The organism is Fusibacter bizertensis (genome assembly GCF_029914245.1).
Classification (GTDB): Bacteria; Bacillota; Clostridia; order Peptostreptococcales; family Acidaminobacteraceae; genus Fusibacter_C; species Fusibacter_C bizertensis.
This window is the reverse complement of the sequence record NZ_JARYZI010000010.1, coordinates 45337-64348: the sequence shown is the minus strand read 5'-3', so window position 1 is coordinate 64348 and position 19012 is coordinate 45337. Positions and strand designations below refer to the sequence as shown.

General features: G+C 35.3%; 21 protein-coding genes. All 21 read right to left on the bottom strand.

Annotation, left to right across the window (positions count from 1 at the left end):
* Nucleotides 1-219: 219 nt before the first annotated feature.
* Nucleotides 220-1635, bottom strand: coding sequence for a sigma-54 interaction domain-containing protein (locus tag QE109_RS13795; protein WP_281095119.1), 1416 nt, complete (start codon nt 1633-1635; stop codon nt 220-222).
* A gap of 103 nt (nt 1636-1738) precedes the next feature.
* Complete coding sequence (locus QE109_RS13790) at nt 1739-2515, bottom strand: diguanylate cyclase domain-containing protein (RefSeq protein WP_281095118.1); 777 nt, start codon at nt 2513-2515, stop codon at nt 1739-1741.
* Complete coding sequence (locus tag QE109_RS13785; RefSeq protein ID WP_281095117.1) at nt 2496-2939, bottom strand: YwiB family protein; 444 nt, start codon at nt 2937-2939, stop codon at nt 2496-2498. Before QE109_RS13785 ends, QE109_RS13790 begins: the two co-directional genes overlap by 20 nt.
* Nucleotides 2924-3595 (bottom strand): GntR family transcriptional regulator, encoded by a 672-nt coding sequence (locus tag QE109_RS13780; RefSeq protein WP_281095116.1) that lies wholly within the window; start codon nt 3593-3595, stop codon nt 2924-2926. The genes QE109_RS13785 and QE109_RS13780 overlap by 16 nt, the downstream gene beginning before the upstream one ends.
* 21 nt (nt 3596-3616) lie before the next feature.
* Nucleotides 3617-4504 (bottom strand): 4-(cytidine 5'-diphospho)-2-C-methyl-D-erythritol kinase, encoded by an 888-nt coding sequence (gene ispE / locus QE109_RS13775; RefSeq protein ID WP_281095115.1) that lies wholly within the window; start codon nt 4502-4504, stop codon nt 3617-3619.
* A 205-nt stretch (nt 4505-4709) separates the two neighbouring features.
* A complete protein-coding gene (locus tag QE109_RS13770; protein WP_281095114.1) occupies nt 4710-5276 on the bottom strand; it encodes a GNAT family N-acetyltransferase in 567 nt (188 codons plus the stop codon).
* A gap of 5 nt (nt 5277-5281) precedes the next feature.
* Nucleotides 5282-6613: a replicative DNA helicase gene (dnaB, locus tag QE109_RS13765; RefSeq protein ID WP_281095113.1), complete on the bottom strand. Its 1332-nt coding sequence runs from the start codon at nt 6611-6613 to the stop codon at nt 5282-5284.
* A 77-nt stretch (nt 6614-6690) separates the two neighbouring features.
* The gene (locus tag QE109_RS13760; RefSeq protein ID WP_281095112.1) at nt 6691-9066 is read right to left on the bottom strand and encodes a transglutaminase-like domain-containing protein; all 2376 of its coding nucleotides are present in this window, start codon (nt 9064-9066) and stop codon (nt 6691-6693) included.
* Nucleotides 9056-10222 (bottom strand): DUF58 domain-containing protein, encoded by a 1167-nt coding sequence (locus QE109_RS13755; RefSeq protein ID WP_281095111.1) that lies wholly within the window; start codon nt 10220-10222, stop codon nt 9056-9058. The genes QE109_RS13760 and QE109_RS13755 overlap by 11 nt, the downstream gene beginning before the upstream one ends.
* Before the next feature lie 51 nt (nt 10223-10273).
* Nucleotides 10274-11254 carry an AAA family ATPase gene (locus tag QE109_RS13750; protein ID WP_342637158.1) on the bottom strand — a complete coding sequence of 327 codons (981 nt, stop codon included), beginning with the start codon at nt 11252-11254 and terminating at the stop codon, nt 10274-10276.
* Between the two features lie 147 nt (nt 11255-11401).
* A complete protein-coding gene (gene rplI / locus QE109_RS13745; protein ID WP_281095110.1) occupies nt 11402-11848 on the bottom strand; it encodes a 50S ribosomal protein L9 in 447 nt (148 codons plus the stop codon).
* Complete coding sequence (locus tag QE109_RS13740; protein ID WP_281095109.1) at nt 11845-13836, bottom strand: DHH family phosphoesterase; 1992 nt, start codon at nt 13834-13836, stop codon at nt 11845-11847. Before QE109_RS13740 ends, rplI begins: the two co-directional genes overlap by 4 nt.
* Before the next feature lie 31 nt (nt 13837-13867).
* Complete coding sequence (locus QE109_RS13735) at nt 13868-14830, bottom strand: YybS family protein (protein WP_281095108.1); 963 nt, start codon at nt 14828-14830, stop codon at nt 13868-13870.
* Nucleotides 14831-14944: 114 nt separating this feature from the next.
* A complete protein-coding gene (rpsR, locus tag QE109_RS13730; RefSeq protein WP_281095107.1) occupies nt 14945-15166 on the bottom strand; it encodes a 30S ribosomal protein S18 in 222 nt (73 codons plus the stop codon).
* Between the two features lie 18 nt (nt 15167-15184).
* Nucleotides 15185-15628 carry a single-stranded DNA-binding protein gene (locus tag QE109_RS13725; RefSeq protein ID WP_281095106.1) on the bottom strand — a complete coding sequence of 148 codons (444 nt, stop codon included), beginning with the start codon at nt 15626-15628 and terminating at the stop codon, nt 15185-15187.
* A gap of 19 nt (nt 15629-15647) precedes the next feature.
* The gene (gene rpsF / locus QE109_RS13720; RefSeq protein ID WP_281095105.1) at nt 15648-15935 is read right to left on the bottom strand and encodes a 30S ribosomal protein S6; all 288 of its coding nucleotides are present in this window, start codon (nt 15933-15935) and stop codon (nt 15648-15650) included.
* 134 nt (nt 15936-16069) lie between these two features.
* Nucleotides 16070-16276: a DUF951 domain-containing protein gene (locus QE109_RS13715; protein ID WP_281095104.1), complete on the bottom strand. Its 207-nt coding sequence runs from the start codon at nt 16274-16276 to the stop codon at nt 16070-16072.
* Between the two features lies 1 nt (nt 16277).
* Nucleotides 16278-16547, bottom strand: a complete 270-nt coding sequence (locus QE109_RS13710; protein ID WP_281095103.1) for a DUF3343 domain-containing protein — start codon at nt 16545-16547, stop codon at nt 16278-16280.
* A gap of 10 nt (nt 16548-16557) precedes the next feature.
* Nucleotides 16558-17154, bottom strand: a complete 597-nt coding sequence (gene yedF / locus QE109_RS13705; RefSeq protein ID WP_281095102.1) for a sulfurtransferase-like selenium metabolism protein YedF — start codon at nt 17152-17154, stop codon at nt 16558-16560.
* 15 nt (nt 17155-17169) lie between these two features.
* The gene (locus tag QE109_RS13700) at nt 17170-17886 is read right to left on the bottom strand and encodes a CvpA family protein (protein WP_281095101.1); all 717 of its coding nucleotides are present in this window, start codon (nt 17884-17886) and stop codon (nt 17170-17172) included.
* Between the two features lie 14 nt (nt 17887-17900).
* A complete protein-coding gene (locus QE109_RS13695) occupies nt 17901-18998 on the bottom strand; it encodes a DUF5711 family protein (protein ID WP_281095100.1) in 1098 nt (365 codons plus the stop codon).
* Nucleotides 18999-19012 lie beyond the last annotated feature (14 nt).

The window sequence follows — 19012 nt, the reverse complement described above, 5'->3', positions numbered from 1 at the left end:
CTTTTTTTAAAATTACCCTAATTTATTCTCATGTATATCTATAGGTGCAATTTCTATGCCAAAATATTAACAACACTTCAAATGAATAAAGAACCTATCGAAATCATTATTTTGCAACGTTTTATCCTATTTGGATTTATATATAACAATTATTACTTACTTGATACAAAAGAAAAAACCGCCGGAAATTGGGCGATTCTTTGCTTGCTATTTATGTTTTTATTCAATTTTATATTTTTTCAACTTGTACTGAAGTGTCTGCCTCGGTATTTTTAAAAGCCTAGCTGCCAGTGCAATGTTTCCTTCGCTTTGAATCATTGCATGATGGATCAACTCAATCTCTGCTTTGTAAAGTGAAGCAATTAAACCTTCATCCGGATCAATAACTGTTTTATCACTGGGTTTTTCATTATTTTTTTCATAATATTTTTTAAGGTTATAGGGCAAATCTTCTATAGAAATCAAATCTCCATCGACAAAATTCACTGCACCTTCGATAACATGTTCTAGTTCTCTTACGTTTCCTTCCCACGGATAGTTTAGAAAAAGTTTCATGACTTCAGGTGTTGTACCTTTGATCCCTCTATAGAGTAAACCATTGTATTTTTTGATAAAGTACTTGGTCAGCAATGGGATATCTTCTTTGCGATCTGAAAGCTTAGGGATCCAAAGTGTAACAGTATTTAGTCTATAATATAGGTCTCTTCTTATCAACCCTAAATCTATGGCAAGATTTGGCTCTATATTTGTTGCTGCAACGATTCTCACATCTACTAGTCGTTCTTTTGTATCACCAATTCTTCTAATTTTACCGTCTTGTAGAACTCTTAAAAGCTTAGCTTGAAGTTCTTGAGGCATAGAGTTAATCTCATCTAAAAATAGAGTGCCTGTATCTGCAAGTTCAAAAAGACCAGGTCGATCTACTGCACCAGTAAAACCACCCTTTACAGTACCAAATAAGATACCTTCTAATAAAGATCCTGGCAAAGCAGCACAATTTTGTGCAATAAAGGGTTTATTTTTACGTCTGCTATTGTTGTGAATCGCTTGTGTGAGAAGTTCTTTTCCAGTGCCTGTTTCACCGTATATAAGGACTGCTATATCCGTTGTTGCTGCCTTCATAGCAATGGCTTTCACGCGATTAAATTCTGAATGTGCTGTTATAATGTCCTCAAATCTAAAACCATGTTTAAGCATCCGATTGGTGCCCAACTCTTCAGAATTTTTACCTGCTACCTTAGATTGCAAGTCGATTACTTTTTCTGAAAGCTCTTTGTAACTTGTGATATCTCTTGATATCTCTATTGCACCTGCAACGACACCATCATTGATGATTGGTAATGTACTGTTGATGGTTGCGATACTCTTCCCCTTATAAGTGCGATAGGTTTGCTCACGATTGAGTATAGGTAGTTGAGTAGTAAGTACTTTTAAAAGGGTGCTCTCGTCTTCCTTTAGTGATGGATAGATCTCCGTGATATGTTTTCCTATAGATTCTTCTATGTTGATATCATCAAGTAAGGCCGAGTTATGGTTACAATAGATTAAATTGCCCTTTCCATCAACGATTTGTACACCATCACTGATATATTCTAGCATAATTTTCACATGTTCAAGTGTCAATATAGGATGCATTTTTAACCTCCATATCATGTGTGGGTGGATTTACTAAAGAAACGCCCAATTTTGGGCTTTCGCTTAATTTTGGGCGTTTTTTCTTTATGTTTCAATCAAATGGCTATAAAATTACTCCTTTGCCATAGTCTTTTGCTAATTTTAGTTTTTCATAAGCAAGATCGAGAAATTTATCCTCAGAAATCCATTGATCAAACGTTACAACTGCAAATCTGCATGTGATTGATTCTTTAATTCCTAAGTTCAGCGTTTCGATAATTTTCTTTAAATTGTAAGTTTCATTGAATGCCGTTTTCTCTGTAATATTGGGCATAACTAAAGCAAAGGTATCCCCTTTTACTCTTGCAAGTGTTGCACCAGTATCTTTGAGTACTTGAGAGTTAGATATATACCTTTTTGTCGAAAGGATAATTTCGATAATGATTTGGTCACCTGTATTATAACCATATTTACTATTTATTTCACCTAAACTATCGATATCAAAGAAAACGACTGATGAAGCGATGTTTTTTACAAAGCATCTTTCAAATTCCAATGATAAAACATTTTTTAGTTTTTCTTCTGTATTGACTAGAAGCAACTCACCGCTAATAATACCTTCTTTTTTTACCAGCGCTTTCATCTCTTGTAGCAACTTCTTTTGAAAATTTTGAAAAAATAAATAGGTAAAAAAGAAAATCGCAATAGTATACATTAAGATTATAAAATACGACTCCAAAATATGCGTAAACTTGCCTACGAAGATTAAAACAACTGGAAGTACGCTAATAATCACAGCAAGAAATAGCAGTCTTTTCAGACTCACCTGATCAATTAGATAAGCTTTTCCCTTGTTTTCGCTGCGATCATCTAAAGACATCTTATCCTCTCTTTTGCTCAATCTTTATGGTCACCTCTGATGGAACTGACCCCTCTCCTTCAACTTCAAGTGAATATAGTAAATCAATTCTCAACAAATCTTTGTCATCCCATGTGATATGTTCACCATTTGTTTTTATGAGGAATGTGCCATAAGGTGTATTGTAAATATTCTCATTCCATTTTCCAAGTTCTATTTTCAGTAAACTTGAATTTTCACTATATCTTCTGATGGAAACCCTATCAGATTCCAAAGTCAATAAGGTTTTAGTACCTTCCATACCACTTACTTCTGACTCGTTATACATTAAATAAGCTTTTTTTGCATCTCTTCTATAGGTTGCTTCAGTAAACAAAGTCATCTCATTAATTTCGCCCATAGCATCTTTAATTGATGAGTAAACTGAGATCATTAAGGTTTGCTTTTCCATTAGTCTGCGATCCATTTGTTCACTAAAGATCTGATGCTTTCAACATGGCTTTCAGATTCTTGACGCGCTGTTATTCCATCTTGTCTAATAATTGCGTCAAAGATTCTATTATGTGATGCTTGAATCTCTTTGAAATTATTGAATTCATTAAAATATATAAGTCTAAATCTTTGGAATTGATCGTGTAAATCGTAAATTATACTGATTAATCTTTGGTTTTTTGTACCTTCAAAGATCAAAGAGTGAAACTCATTGTCGCTTTCTATCATGCTTTTCTTGTCGTTTGCTAAAAGAGATTCATTAAAATGCTCAACAATTTTACCTAGTGATTCTTTTTCAGAAAGGGTCATACGTTCAGCAGCTAAATATGCTGCAAAACCTTCAAGTTCTTTACGGATTTCTAGAACTTCCATAATATCTTTTTTAGTTAAATCGGCAACATAAGCGCCTTTTCTAGGAATCATGATGACAAAACTTTCCTTTTCAAGTTTGCGAATCGCTTCTCTCACAGGTGTTCTACTTACACCTAACTGATCGGCTATGGTAACTTCCATTAAGCGCTCTCCAGGTTTAAGTTCGCCTGCTAATATCGCATTTCTCAAATATTCAAACACGACTTCCCCTAGTGGTTTATAATTTCTTATTTCCAACTTATCAAAATTAACGTTCATAGTCCCTCCAACTTTACTAAACTATAGATTATAGGTTGATACCACATAACTTTGTGGATATTGCTTTTTCAATTTCTTATGTGCTTTTTTTGCGCGTTCATAACTAGAAAAAAAACCAAATACTGATGGGCCGCTGCCACTCATCAAAACACCTTCAGCACCATAACTATTTAATTTTTCTTTGATCTCAGATACTTTAGGATATAAATTAAGTGTAACGGTCTCTAGTACATTACATAACCCTGATAAAATAACGTGTTTATTTTGTTCTTCCAAGGCTTTAATCATTTTAGATGTTTCTGGACGATGCTTGATCGCATCTAAATCTAGTCCACCATAGACATCCTTTGTGGACACGCCAAAACTCGGTTTTACAAGAACCATCCACGCATGTTCAAAACCTCGAATGGGCTTTAAAATCTCACCCAGACCTTTTGCCAGTGCGCAACCTTCAAGGAAACAGAATGGGACATCCGCGCCCAGTTTAAATCCAATTTCTTGTAATCGCTCTACAGGAAGGTCTAATTTGCAAAGCTGATTTATCGCCATAATAACAGCTGCAGCATCTGTACTACCACCCGCAAGTCCAGCAGCGACTGGTATTTGCTTATCTATATGAAGATCAAAACCTTCTTCAAGTTGATATAATTCTTTCATGATTTTTACAGCTTGATAAGCTATATTTTTTTCATCTACAGGTAAAAAAGGATCAGAACAAGTAAGGTTAATCTCACCTGTGCTATTTTTAGTAACGGTTACGTTGTCGTATAAGTTTATCTGTTGCATCAACATCTCTACGTCATGATAGCCGTTTTCTCTTCTCGAGAGCACATCTAGTGTTAAATTAATTTTAGCCCTAGCCTTTAGTTTTATGGTCGTGTTGTGCTCAACTTCTGTATCAGTTGTCATTTTTGACTCCTTATTTTAACTTTATCTTGTTTTGCATGTTTTCTGCTCTTATCAACAAAGTATATGAATACAAAATACATTAAAAATACATTATAATCAATTATAGTCCATTTTCTTTGTTAAATAAAGATTTATTTAAAAAAAAAGGCATATATCTCAAAATAATACGATTACTCACTCAAGATACTGCCTATTCTTTATTTTATTAATTGACTTTTATCATTTGATTTTTGTGAAATTCCATCACATAAAAAGTTGTATATAATGTCCCATCTATCATCGAAAACTGATCAGGATATTTTGTCATGATGACATCTTTAAAACCTTGCTCTTCAAAAGGCTCAAAAATTTCTTTGATTTTAATAAAACCTATTTTTTCATAACTCTTCTGAGCTCTTTTGTTAAAATGTGCAACTCTTAGCGACATTGTGTCGATGGGATAATGACCAAACACATAGTTTAGATATTGTCTCAGTAGTTCAGAGCCAAAGCCTTCGCTTATATAATTGGGATCAATGGCAATACCAAGTTCGGCTTTTCTTTGAAACCATTTAATATGCTTTAAAGTGATAAAACCAAGGGGATAGTCTGCTAAAAAAAGACCATATACCTTTTTTCTTATGAGCTTCTGTTTGGAAAAATACCAAGCATCAAACTCACCCTTGTGATCAAAAGGGAAGTTATATTGATAAAATCTCGGATCTTCGTGTTTTCCCCACCTTATGAATTTGTATGCGTCATCACGTCTTAGTTTTCTAAATTCTAACTTCACCTGTATCACCTTACCTGGGAGGTATTGGCAAACTTTGTATACTTACCTAACCATGCAAGATATACCTTTCCAGTTTCACCGTTCCTTTGTTTAGCGATGATTACCTCACCAATACCTTTGAGTTTTTCATCAACTGTATCTGGGTTATAGTATTCATCTCTGTATAAAAACATAACTAAGTCGGCATCCTGCTCGATTGCACCGGATTCACGAAGGTCAGATAATATAGGTCTATGATCAGCTCTAAGTTCCGATGCACGGGAAAGCTGAGAAAGCGCGATAACAGGGCAATTCATCTCTCTTGCGATACTTTTTAAAGAACGAGATATCGTCGAAATCTCTTGTTGTCTGTTTTCAGATTTACCACCACCAGACATCAGCTGTAAGTAGTCAATCATTATCATATCAAGACCTTGATTCATCTTAAGTCGTCTACATTTACTCCTAATTTCAGCGACTGTTATTCCAGGCGTATCATCGATAAAAATCTTCGCTTCTCCAAGCTGCGCACTACTTCTCGCTAGCTTGAACCAGTCATCGTCTTCTATATGACCCGTTCTTATGTCTCCTATAGAAACAAGGGATTGTGCACTCAAAAGACGCTGAACGAGTTGTTCAGCCGCCATCTCAAGACTAAAGATAGCGACACTTTTCTTTTCTTTTACAGCAGCATACTGGCATAAGTTCAGTGCAAATGCTGTCTTACCCATGGATGGACGTGCTGCGATAAGGATCATATCTGATCGCTGGAAACCGTTGGTCATCTCATCTAGCGCATCGAATCCTGTAGGGATTCCTGTAAGTGCATTTGGGTCTTCGTGAAGTTGAACGATTTTTTCATAAGTCACTTGTAAAACATCTGAAATGGCTTGGAAACCTTTCTTGTCACGGTTTTGAGAAATCTCAAAAATACTTGATTCAGCTTCTTCTATAAGCAACTCCACATCATGAGAATCATATCCTTTTTCTACGATATCTGTGGATGATCTTATCAAGCGTCTTAGCATATATTTTTCATGTACTATCTTCGCATGATTGCTGATATTTGAGATGAGCGTACCAACATCAGAAAGTTCAGTTAGATATTCAAATCCACCAACTGCTTCTAGCAGTTGATTTTTCCCTAGTTCATCAGATACTGTGATCATATCCACAGTTTGTCCATCTGAGAACAGTCTTTTTATCGTTCTAAAGATCTCTTTATGGGCTTCGTGGTAAAATTCTTCATCTTGTGAGATGACATCTAAAACGTCACCTATTAGATCACTATCTAAAAGCAAAGATCCGATTACACTTTGCTCTGCGTTTATATCATGTGGCATGGTCTTTAAGTTCATTGAAGCGCTCCTAATTGCTTTTTTCTTAATTATATCATGCCTTTTCTCAATACACTATGGTCTATAATGCATGAATATTATGGGATAAGTTTCGTGATTTTAAACCATCTAAATTTCAGATACTTTATTCGGCCTTGGCGCATGATATAATTCTCTTTAACGCTTTTTAGATGACGCATAGCTGTAATGGTTCCCTCTCTAAGACTCTCATCACTGATACGCTCACTTTTTGCGTACAAAATCTTAAGCCAAAGTTTGTTTTCAGAAGGCGCATAATCCGCTTTTGTAAACACATACTCCGGTTCTGCAGACGCATAATCTTTTGTTTCAGCAATCAAGTATGCGAGAAGATAAATTATCCTTATGGCAAATCCATGTGTATAATTATTTCTCAGATACCTTATAGGCAATCGTGTTAATAGGAAACCGATAATCACGACAAGTAACACAAGTCCACTATAGATATATATCATAATATTGGATTTCGTAGTGATGGTCTCTGACGGTATATCAGTATCTAGATCGCCTCTTCCTCCATCGCCCTCAACTAATAAGTCTTCTAAGTTTATCGGTTCATTTGTGGTAACAAATTCCCCGACTTCATTGGTTAATGCTTCTGTGGTTTCTTCCGCACCTATAAGCTCATCAAGTGTTGGCGTCTCCTCTAGGCTTGATCCTTCAGAATATATCGGTGTTGCTTCAAAGATCATCCATCCATAACCTTCAATATAAACTTCTGCCCATGCATGGGCGTCTCGTCCAGTTACTTTAGAAAAATCATTTCCATCACCGACTTCATTTGGGTCCACTCTAAACCCCTCAACATATCTGGATGGAATCCCGTTTATTCTCGCCATTACTGCAAGTGTTGATGCAAAATAAGTACAGTACCCTTTTTGAGTTTCGAATAGAAAACTAGAGACAAAATCTCGCCTTTCTCTGTTGCTAAGTGGTGTAAGACTGTAAGTGTAATTTTGAGATAAAAATTGTGTCAACATAACCATTTTTTCATAATCAGACTTTCCAAACGCACCAATTTGAAGCGCCAAGTCGATTGTTCTTTTCTCAACGCGATTTGAAAGTTGTAAATAGTCCACTTCGGGTGATTTGAAGAAATCTCGCTGTGATGCACTAAAATTATATTCACTGAGGTATTTTACAAATGCCCCAGCTTTATAGAAAGCTTCATTTTCTGCCGACACATACACACGATCACTCCCTAAACTCGTTTTGTAAAGTCCCATTGGCGTGAAAAGTGTCACTGTCTTAGTAAGTTTTTTGTTGATTTTTATTGAACCATTTATCCCTTCAAAGTTACCCGCCGTTAACATTTGAACGTTGTTATCGTCGCTTAGATAATATTTGAAATTTGATTTGTAAGTAATCCCATTATTGTTCCATTTTAAACCATCATAATTGTCTTTAATTGTTGTTTTGAGATAAACTGCTTTATCAATTTTACGATCAAACTTGACCCAAAATATAGGATCCACGGTGTTGATCTCACCAACTGGTCCCCCAAGAATTTCCGATTCACCTTGAAAAGCGGTCTCTTTTAACGAGTACATTTTAAGCCCTGAGCTAGAATACCCACTTCGAGCCCCCCATAAATTTGGTGTCACCAAATCTACTAGATAATTAACTTGTTTGATCGGAAAAACAACTGTGATAATCCCAGCGATGGCTATGATGACGATCCCTGTTGTGATGCTGGTAAGCATCAACTTACTTGCTGGATAATATGCAGTGTTAAACCCAGGATGTGAAGCAACGAGCTTTTCGTGATGATCCATAATAAAAAATGCAACTACACCTGCAAAATAGAGCGCACTATAAATCCATGGCAGATCTATAAATTGATACCAAAGCCATACAAATAGCAGGATAGGAATTAGCAGCGCCAATTTAAACCATTTAAACCTAAAAACAAGACTTAATAAAAGTGTTAACAGTATAGAGATAAGTGCTAACAAATAAAACTCAAATCGTTTGTTTATTGTGATTTTTTCTTCCTTAATGATTTGTTTCTCAATACGCTCAGTTACAAGCCACTTGCTAAATGTTACTACTTTCTTATAATCAAGTGTGTCACGTAAGTTTTGTATAATAGTGACGTTGTGTCTCTTAACTTGTTCGCGGATGCCTTCGGCTTGGTCAAGGGTCTGCGACTCATTCTCTACTATTAAATCTTGTGATTTCATCTGTGATAACGACGTGAGTACATAATCAGCACCATATATCAGTAAGATGAGCCCAATTATTACTGCAACCACTTTTATACTCGTATTTCTATAGCGCTTGATGGCAAATATTCCAAAATAAACGATCAAAGTTACTAGTCCAAATAACGGAACATCTACAGCAAGTTTGATAAAGTGATTCGCAGTAAGCATCAGTGAAAGAAATATAAAATACCCTGTCATCCATTTGGTAAGCCTCGATTTATTGTCCATAGGTCACGTCCATAATTTGGTCTATATAATGAAAACGAAGCATTCTTGTTTGATATTTAAAAATTAGTGCTCTTTCTTCTTGATCCTTTGGCATAAAGGTAAAAACATTAATCTTTTGAGTGAGTAAACTTAAAGATTCGATACATGCTTTATCTAACTCTTGCGTCACAAGTATCAACTCTTGATCCGTTCGAGTATTCTCACTTTGCTGAAACTTATGAACAAATGCTTCAAAAGGAACATCACTTAAGCACTCAAAATTTGTTAATTGATCTAGAAAAATATAAAAATCTGATGCTTTTCCACCATCAATAACTGTTGCTGTATTATCATTTACAATGAGCTTCATATCAATTTGGTCATCTAATATCATCTTCACTAATGATGCTACAAAAGAAACCATCTTTTCTTCACGGTCTAAATCCAAATTTATAGGTTTACTTCCGTCAAGTAATACCATTAGTTTTGTACTTACGGTTTGTTCAAATTCCTTTGTTTGAAGCGCATCCTTCTTAGCACTTACTTTCCAGTGAATGTTTTTAAGCTGATCTCCTGGAATATAAGGTCTTATGTTGATGATATTGGTTCGATCTTCTAATGTATGTTGATTAGATTTTAACGTACCATAAAAATCCTGTGATTGCAGGAGTTTTTGTCTGATTGGAACTACCTTTGGTTGCACAGTTATATCTATTTCTTTGTTAAAATCAATTACGCGTTTTCCAAGTAAAAGAGGATCATATAATTCAACTTTTACTTTACCAACTTTGTAATACCCTCTGTATTTACAAACGATATCTTTGGAAAAGTTAATCCTATGATAATTCCCAAAATAAGCGATTTCTTTTAAACTAGACTCTGTATCCATTTTTTTGTCTAGTTTGAACTCAATCACTGCATGTAATATAGGTACGAAACTGGTATTAGAAATTTTATAATCTATGTTAATTGCATCACCAGATTGAACGGTATTGTCACTTGTGTAATACAAGATATAAAGATTGCGTTCATTGTGGTTAAGCATCAGTATCATACCAATCCATATAATTCCTGTTGTAAATAAGAAATAGTATAGTGTTTTCCCCCCTGAGAGTACTGCGACGATAAGTAAAAAGGCTAACAGTACAGAAAGAGTTCTTTTAAAGCCTTTGGTCATGTGCGATTCCCCCCAACTTCATAAAAGTGTTCTTCCTTCTAGTTGACTCGTCTAACGTGAGACTTTTGGTACTTCTACGGTATCTACAATTTCCTGAAGCAAATTCCTCAAGCCAGTACCCTTGTGTAGAGCTTCACCTTTAAGTATAAGCCTATGACCAATAACGGTTTCAAACAAACTGCTTATATCTGAAGCTATAACAAAGTCACGTCCATAGAGGTATGCCTTAGCACGAGCGCCATTAAAAAGATGCACAGAAGCTCTTGGGCTCGCGCCTAATTTAACTGAGGGATGTTCTCTTGTGGCCTTCATCAACTTAACAATGTACCTTTTTAGTGCAGGATCTACATATATTTTTTCCATATCACGAATAGCATCGGCTAAAGCATCTTTGGTAATAACACCGTTTATCAGTGCGGGGTTCTCTTTTAGAGTCAGAATCTCAACTTCTTCATCCGTCGTTGGATACCCTAATGAGATACGCATCATAAACCTGTCTAATTGGGCTTCTGGTAAAGGGAATGTACCTTGAAGCTCAATTGGATTTTCAGTTGCAATGACAATAAACGGCGCTTCAAGCTTAAGTGTTCTGCCATCAACAGTGACTTGAGACTCTTCCATCGCTTCAAGTAAACTTGATTGTGTTTTCGGTGATGTCCTATTAATCTCATCAGCCAGCAAAACATTTGTGAATATAGGGCCTTCATGAAACACAAATTTTTGTTGTTCTTTAGAGAAAATTGAAATACCTATTAAATCTGACGGCATTAAATCAGGTGTAAATTGAATCCTGCGATACGTACAATCAAGTGAAGCAGCAAACGCTTTTGCTAGTGTAGTTTTACCAAGTCCAGGCAAGTCTTCTATAAGTACATGCCCTCCTGAAAGCATTGCGATCATTATACTTTCTATTGCGTTATCTTTTCCAACTAATGTTTTCCTAATTTCATTTTTTACCAAATTGATCATGCGACACCCCTTTTGTCTGATTTTTCTGATAATTCTAATTACAAAATAAGAAGATCTCTCGATCTTCTTATTATTGATGTCATTCCTTGTTGTCTAATTTAATGATACCCTATTTTAAGCAAAATTTGCTTTACGTTTTATTTATATTTACTAAAATAAAGTTAAAATTAGGTCACATTTATATAAACTACAATTGTGACCTAAGAATAATTACTCTTCTATAACATGAACTTTCATCTGTGCTGATACTTTTGGATATACCTTAATAGTAACATTTGTAGTTCCTAGCGTTCTTATTGGTTGATCCATAGCAATTTTTTTCTTATCGATGTCTAGCTTATGTTTAGTTTTAATCATATCAGCGATGTCTTTATTGGTAATTGAACCAAACAGACGACCACCTTCACCAGCTTTTGTTTTAAATGTAACATCAAGTGTACTGATACGAGCAGCAAGTGCTTTTGCCTCTGCAAGTTGCTCTTCTTCTTTTTTTTGTTTTGAAGCATTTTGGTGCTCAAGTTCTTTCACGCTTCCATCTGTTGCTTCTTTTGCAAGTCCTCTAGGAATCAAGTAATTTCTTGCATGACCATCACTTGCATTGATGATATCGCCTTTTTTTCCTGTGCCTTTTATGTCTTTTAATAAGATAACTTTCATTTTGATGCCCCTTCCTCATAATATTGATCTATGCTTTGTATTAGTCTTTCTTTAACTAGTTCGATGTCTGTATCTTTAAACTGTGCACCCGCCACCTCTAGATGACCGCCGCCACCAAGTGTTTCGAGTATGATTTGTACGTTCACATCTCCAAGGGATCTTCCTGATATAAAGACAGTACCATCTGGTTTTTGCGCGATTACAAAGGATGCATTGATACCCTTGATATCTAAAAGATCATCTGCCGCTTGTGCTGCTATAAGTTGTATACTTTCACTTTGTATCGTAGAAGTAGAGATTGCGATAGTCTCTTTATGCCTTACTGCTGTGCCAACGATTGATGCTTTTTCGATAAATGTCTGCAAATCATCTTGGAAAAGTTGCCTAACTCTTATGGTATCTGCACCTTGTCTTCTCAGATACGCAGCAGCATCAAAGGTTCTAACACCTGTTTTAAGCGAAAAGTTCTTGGTATCTACTGTGATACCCGCTAAAAGTGCATCTGCTTCTTCTTTTTCGATTCTCGGTTTATTTTCCATATATTGAAGAATCTCAGTTACAAGTTCTGATGTACTTGAAGCATATGGTTCCATGTATTTAAGTACTGCTTTATCTATAAATTCTGTGCTTCTTCTATGATGATCCATCAAAACGACACGGTCTGTCTGATCGATAATTTCAGGACATTCTGTTAAGCTTGGTTTATGTGTATCAACGACTACCACCATCGTATTCTCATCTACAAGTTCAATGGCCTGTGCTGATGTGATAAAATGATAGATCTCTTTGTCTTTAAAAGTCTCAAAAACCATCTGAATTGCCTCAGTTACTTCATTAAGGACAATTGCTGCTTCTTTTCCTCTATTTATGACACCACGATATATACCAATAGCTGCACCAAAAGAATCCATATCAGGAGATTTATGCCCCATAACGATGACTTTTGAACTCTCATCAATTAACGACTGAAAACCGTGGGCGATAACTCTAGCTTTTACCCTGTTGCGTTTTTCAACGGCTTTAGTCTTGCCACCATAAAATTCAAATGTATTACGCTTTCTAAGAACTGCTTGGTCACCACCGCGTCCAAGGGCAAGTTCAAGACTTGCATAAGCGTCTTCTTCAAGCAATGCAGGTGTATTACCATTGACGCCAATACCGATACTAAGTGTTACAGGTATTTTATTACCTACGTCAATTTCCCTTACCTCATCAAGTATAGAAAATCGTTTAGCTTCCAAATTTTCGAGATATTTCGCTTCGAAGATCACGATATATTTGTCTTTTTGATATCGTTTGATCATACCATTCATACGCGTCGCCCAAAGATTAACACGCTTCTCAATTTCAGAAGTAACAAATGGAATTTTTTCTTCTTTTGTTTCATTCATTACATCTTCAAAGTTATCTACGTTTATAAGTGCAAGTATCGGTTTTTCTTCATCATATTTCATTTTCAGTTCTGTATGAGCTGTTGTATCAAACCAATATAACATAATCACCATGTTCTGCGGGTTATCATCTTCAAGATTAACCATATTAGCGTGTACATCATAAGTTTTATCACTTATTTTAACACCTTGTTGTTGCTCACCAGTTTTAAATTGTTCAATCGCAAGAGCTGGAATCAAAGTCGTGATGCTTTTACCTATAACACTTTTTTCTGCCACCATATCTGTAAACTTTGAATTGTACCAATTGATTTTCCCATCAATATCGATTACTACTAAAGGGACGGGCAGGTTAAAAACTGCATATCTCGCTGCACTATCAATATTTGTTGATAAGGCTTCTACATATTTACGCCATTTTCTTGATTTGTTTCTATCAGACAACCAATTATATATAATTAAACTCAGAAAAGCTAAAAAACCTACTATACCAAAGAGTGAGTTGTAGTAAGCAAGTGCAATGACAAGTAATGCGATAACAATTAAATATAAATTTAACGTTTCTTTAAATGGATTGTTCATTTTATTATTTCCCATAATATTCCCCTTTATGTCAATAAGCGTTTTCTCATTGAGCCTTTGGTTTTTTGTCGATCTTTCTAAGATCAATCATAACATCAAAAAAACCAAGGAACGAGATGTACTGCATAAATCCAAGTAATAATAAAATCACGATCACTGCAATGCCTAAAGCCTTACCAGAACGTTTTTTCATGTAGTAATATATAAGAGACATTCCCTGAACAGCAAACACCATTAAAAACAAGTAGGTGAAGTTTGCAATTATAAGTTCTGAATCCGCATAGCCTAGATAACCAATCAGATATGCAAGCACCATCATCCCCATGCCACCATATGCCAAATGCTTTGGATATTTAAACTCATCAAATTGACCAAGTGCAACATGGTCGATCTTCATACGCTTCATCACTTGAACTGAAAAAGCTTGATTTACAGCACCGTAGAAAAAGGACATAATAAGAACAAGTGCTGGCATGATCAGTTTCATGAGATACAACATTTGATCAAACATCTTTTGCACTTCTTCAATTGAACCAGCTGTACTCATCCCTAAGCCATCTGCTGCAGAATTAAGCCCAGCTTGTAAATCTAATGATATTTTAAAGCTCTCTTCGACCATACCTAAAAGTGTGATCCCTGTCAACCATTCCATCACTGTAAAAATAGCGATAAAGCTAGCTGCAGCACCAAGTGAACCCACCAACAAAGTTGTCAAGTTGCTGTTTTTTTTCTTCATAGATAGCCCCATTGGCAGACCTACAACTAATGCAATCCCACCAAGTGATATACTGCTTATAAAGGTGACAACCAGTCCTGATATTATAATAGAAGCAATTGCTGCCATTAACACATAGAGCGGCTTGTTTTTCATCGTCAAGACAATGATAGGGACCGGTAAAAATAGTGCCGTAACACTACCAATAACGGGGATATAAAATGTTCCAATAATCAATACTGTTAATAGTGCTGCAAATAAACCTGCTTCTGTAATTTGTCTCGTTTTATTCAAAGGGACAACCTCCACTTATTTTCTCATCACTATTGATTATACACCATTTGGAGGCTTTTTTAATCACTTGTTACAAAAAAAATAAAAACGCTGCCCTACTGGACAGCGATTTCTTTAGTCATTTACGAATGGTAAAAGAGCAATAATTCTAGCTCTTTTAACTGCGCTAGTAACCATTCTTTGGTGTTTCGCGCAAGTACCAGTTACTCTTCTAGGCAAAATTTTGCCTCTCTCAGTAAGATACTTTTGTAGTTTCTTTGTATCTTTGTAATCGATTGCTACTACTTTATCTTGACAGAAAGAACAACCTTTTCTCTTTCTACGTCTCTTAATCATTAGTTTTCCCTCCTTCTATTAGAATGGAACATCATCGTCGTCTTCAATAGACTGAAAATCTTCAAAGCTACCCGCTCCAAAGCTAAAGTCATCATTTTTAGCACTAGATGATTGTGTCTTTTCTCCCCATTCGAGGAATTCAACTCGATTTGCAAGCACTTCGGTTGTGTATCTAGTTTCCCCTGTGTTCGACTTATAGCTACTAGTTTGAATAGAACCTTGTATTGCAACGAGTTTACCTTTTGCTAAATATTGAGAGCAGTTTTCAGCCTGCTTACCCCAAACAACAATTCTTATAAAATCTGCCGTTGGTTTACCTTGGCTTTCAAACTCCTGCTTTTTTTCTCGTGTCAATCCTTTATCGATCGCCATCGTGAAATTGGCTACTGCCATCCCGCTTCCAGGAACAAATCTGAGTTCTGGGTCTCTTACCAAACGTCCGATTAATACTACATTATTCATTATGAGCCCCCATCTTCAATTATTTGTCCTCTAGATTAACGACGATATAACGGATTACGTCATCAGAAATCCTGAAATTTCTTTCAAGTTCTTTTGGAAGAGTTGGGTTTGCATTGAAATGCACTAGTACATAGTAACCTTCTCTGATCTTTTCGATCTCATAAGCAAGTTTTCTGTTACCCCATTCTTCTACTTTTTCTATTTCGCCATCAGCAGATATGATTGCTTTGAATTTCTCAATCGCTTCTACTCTTTTTTCTTCTTCAATCGATGGTCTTAAAATAAAAATAGCTTCGTATTTTCTCATCTTTTACACCTCCCTGTGGACATAATGGCCCTGACATAAGGGCAGAGAAGTAGCGACATTTGTCGCACTTACAACATTAGAAGTATATCACTAGTCACTTAACATGACAAGTCTTTTTTTATTTTGTTTCAAAATCAAGCTTTTGGAAGCTTTTCTCCGTTTCTGTAAATCTCTTTAATACGTTTCTCGATTTTTACACGTGGAATCCAAATTTCTTTTTCACATTTTTCACATTTTATGACGAAATCCATCCCGACTCTCATAATCTCGAAACTATGACTACCACATGGATGTGGTTTCTTAGTCGTTATCTTATCGCCAATTTCAAGTTTAAGTGGCATGTTAAGCCTCCCATTCCATCTTGATGATTTTTTGTTGCTGTGCATCCGAAATAAATTGATACAGTTGAAGCCCTGTTTTTTCTTCATCTTCAAGTACTTTTAAGACACTTTGGAGATCATCTCTTTCAAATTTAAGGGATAAGCCACAGCTTGCTGTAATTCCTCTTGGTGTAGGAATCAATTCTATCGCAAATTGGGGCAATAATTTCTTTTCAAAATGTATCGCTTGATGGGTTGAACTAAATGCAATAATCATATAAGTCTTTTCCATAAAACACCTTTCATAGCGTAATTGTATTGTTTGCCTCATTCATAAGTTCTACTATAGTATACATGTTTGATATGCCTCCAATTTGAAGCATATCTTTCAGCCCATAGTAATCTAAACAAGTTCCACAACTCAAAATTTCAGTTCCCATATCCGAAAGTTTTTTAAGATATTCTATCACCTGTAAGTTCATAGTGGTCAAACGAATACCTGAGTTAATAAATATTATAGCTTTTGGATAAGGCTCAGCTTCCGAGAGTGCATAAAAATAACTCTTAATAAGGACTTCTCCAAGCTCACGTTCACCATCTCCCATGGTATCTTTACCAACTAAAATTACTAAGTTCGCCAAGTCAGGTCGTTTTTGAACCATATCTTCAGCTGACTGAGCATATGCACCTTTAAAAATACTGATTTCATAGTTTCCATCTGCTTCAGTTACGCAAAAATGCAAATTTAAACTTTTGGCTAACTTCGAAACATTATCTTTAGCAACCTGATTATCGACTAAGGTAATAATATTGCCTTCTTTTAATCCCTCAAGTGCTTTCTTTGTTTCTATTACAGGTTTAGGACACAAAAGTCCTCTTGCATCAATTTTCACTTCCATTAGATTTCTCCTTTATTAAAATTGACCCCTTAATAACATATGATTAAACATATACTGTAGTATATTATACTTGTAAAAATAAATGGCAAATTGAGATTTTTCAATCATAGCTAAAGTATCTCCTGCCCATTGAAACGATTTAAGATATCCTAACATCGCCATGATAAAATATACGCTCACAACACCAATTATTGATCCTAAAAGTAAACCTCCACCATGGTTTAATTCTTTAATGATTGGAAGTTTCGAAAGGAATTTGCCAATCACTTGTAAAAAGCCGAACATGATAATCAACAGTAAAACCAGTAACAAAAAACCTAAACCATACAGCACCATCTTACTCATCTGATCTGTTGCGACTTGTATAAAGCCTCCTGTAGTATTGACGACATTTTCCATCAAAGTTGATTTTATATTGCCTTCAAAATCTTGTGGAAGTTTTAATGAACTAAGTGCACTGTCCATCTGCGCCATCTCAAGTGGTTTTGAGACTAAAGGATCGTATCCTAACATCTCATATAGGTAATTGCTTACATGTTCTGATATTTTAGCTGTAGGGTCTCCAAAAATGTCAACTAAGGTATCGGTAAATTGAACATAAAAAACCCTTGCTATAAATATAGATGCTATCCATTTTACAAATTCAATTGCCGCTACGATAAAACCTTTTCTCCAGCCAAAATATGTACTTCCAAGTATTATTCCAACTACTGCAATATCTGTCCAGTTCATGATGTAACCTCCTGCTATTTCTGCGTATAAACATCCAAATGATTGATATATTCAATAGCAAAACTTGTATCGTTAATAACATGAATCGCTTTAATTTCATCGGTAGCATTATAAACTTCTTTAACTTCACCAGCACTACCAATAATCTGTACTTGATCTTTATTAAAAATCATCAACTGATCTCCGAGTTTCTTCATCCCCAATATACTTAAAAGATCAGGTTTGAAGTCCTCTAAAATATCACCTTGAGCGTTAAGTGAAATTAACTTTTCAGGTGGTGTTTCTATGGTAATATTGTTATTTCCTTGGTTGTTGAGGTATAAATATGAATCGTTACTTAATAAAAAACTACTAATCGTTTGCTCGATATTCACTTCATGGATACGTTTCCCATTATAATCATAATAAAAAAGTGCGTTGTCTACTAGTACAACTATCTTATCTTTTAAAAGTGTCATACCATATCCGATTTCTTCAGCAATATTGCTACCACTGACGATATTGCCATTGAAAGTTGTAATCACCAACTTCGAATTAAACTCCGTATGGTTAAGATCAAGCAATAGAAATGCTATGTTTTGCCTATTTGCCATAAGGTCATAGTCCAGTATTATTCCACTTGGTAATTTTGTGCTACATACTGTCTTTAGCTTTTGATCAAGTAAGACAAACTCATGGTCTGCTTTTATAACGCCTACATAACCATCATCAAAACTTTTAACCGACTCTATCGCACCAAGTGCAAACCTTTTCTCTATAATTTCACCTTGTTTATTGATTACAAATATGTCACCAGCTTTTTTTTCTGCAAGGATAAAAAAATTAGTACCTGGTGCAACGCTTACATTTTGAGATGAAACATCCTTTTCCCAGATGAGCTCACCTTCATTTGATATATATTGCACCTTGGCACGACCCACAATGACAAACGCATCATCAATCGTAAAAATCTGAGCACGGTATTCAAAATCATTATTTAAATTAAAATAAATTTGATTTTTAAGTTTGTAGTTTTCATTAAAAAGTTTTGACGCTTCTGATACTATACTCTCAAATTGCATCACAAAAAGAATACAGATCAGTAAGACAATCAAAGAAAGACTTTTTTTCATATAGTAACCATTAC

Excerpts from the sequence above, each read along its gene's own strand:
- QE109_RS13780 (WP_281095116.1), bottom strand. The coding sequence starts at position 3,595 with ATGAACGTTAATTTTGATAAGTTGGAAATAAGAAATTATAAACCACTA.
- QE109_RS13710 (WP_281095103.1), bottom strand. The coding sequence starts at position 16,547 with ATGGAAAAGACTTATATGATTATTGCATTTAGTTCAACCCATCAAGCG.
- QE109_RS13695 (WP_281095100.1), bottom strand. The coding sequence starts at position 18,998 with ATGAAAAAAAGTCTTTCTTTGATTGTCTTACTGATCTGTATTCTTTTT.
- dnaB (WP_281095113.1), bottom strand. The coding sequence starts at position 6,613 with ATGAACTTAAAGACCATGCCACATGATATAAACGCAGAGCAAAGTGTA.
- QE109_RS13715 (WP_281095104.1), bottom strand. The coding sequence starts at position 16,276 with ATGCCACTTAAACTTGAAATTGGCGATAAGATAACGACTAAGAAACCA.
- yedF (WP_281095102.1), bottom strand. The coding sequence starts at position 17,154 with ATGGAAGTGAAAATTGATGCAAGAGGACTTTTGTGTCCTAAACCTGTA.
- rpsR (WP_281095107.1), bottom strand. The coding sequence starts at position 15,166 with ATGATTAAGAGACGTAGAAAGAGAAAAGGTTGTTCTTTCTGTCAAGAT.
- QE109_RS13795 (WP_281095119.1), bottom strand. The coding sequence starts at position 1,635 with ATGCATCCTATATTGACACTTGAACATGTGAAAATTATGCTAGAATAT.
- QE109_RS13725 (WP_281095106.1), bottom strand. The coding sequence starts at position 15,628 with ATGAATAATGTAGTATTAATCGGACGTTTGGTAAGAGACCCAGAACTC.
- QE109_RS13785 (WP_281095117.1), bottom strand. The coding sequence starts at position 2,939 with ATGGATCGCAGACTAATGGAAAAGCAAACCTTAATGATCTCAGTTTAC.
- QE109_RS13760 (WP_281095112.1), bottom strand. The coding sequence starts at position 9,066 with ATGGACAATAAATCGAGGCTTACCAAATGGATGACAGGGTATTTTATA.
- ispE (WP_281095115.1), bottom strand. The coding sequence starts at position 4,504 with ATGACAACTGATACAGAAGTTGAGCACAACACGACCATAAAACTAAAG.
- QE109_RS13700 (WP_281095101.1), bottom strand. The coding sequence starts at position 17,886 with ATGAACTGGACAGATATTGCAGTAGTTGGAATAATACTTGGAAGTACA.
- QE109_RS13755 (WP_281095111.1), bottom strand. The coding sequence starts at position 10,222 with ATGACCAAAGGCTTTAAAAGAACTCTTTCTGTACTGTTAGCCTTTTTA.
- rpsF (WP_281095105.1), bottom strand. The coding sequence starts at position 15,935 with ATGAGAAAATACGAAGCTATTTTTATTTTAAGACCATCGATTGAAGAA.
- QE109_RS13740 (WP_281095109.1), bottom strand. The coding sequence starts at position 13,836 with ATGGGAAATAATAAAATGAACAATCCATTTAAAGAAACGTTAAATTTA.
- rplI (WP_281095110.1), bottom strand. The coding sequence starts at position 11,848 with ATGAAAGTTATCTTATTAAAAGACATAAAAGGCACAGGAAAAAAAGGC.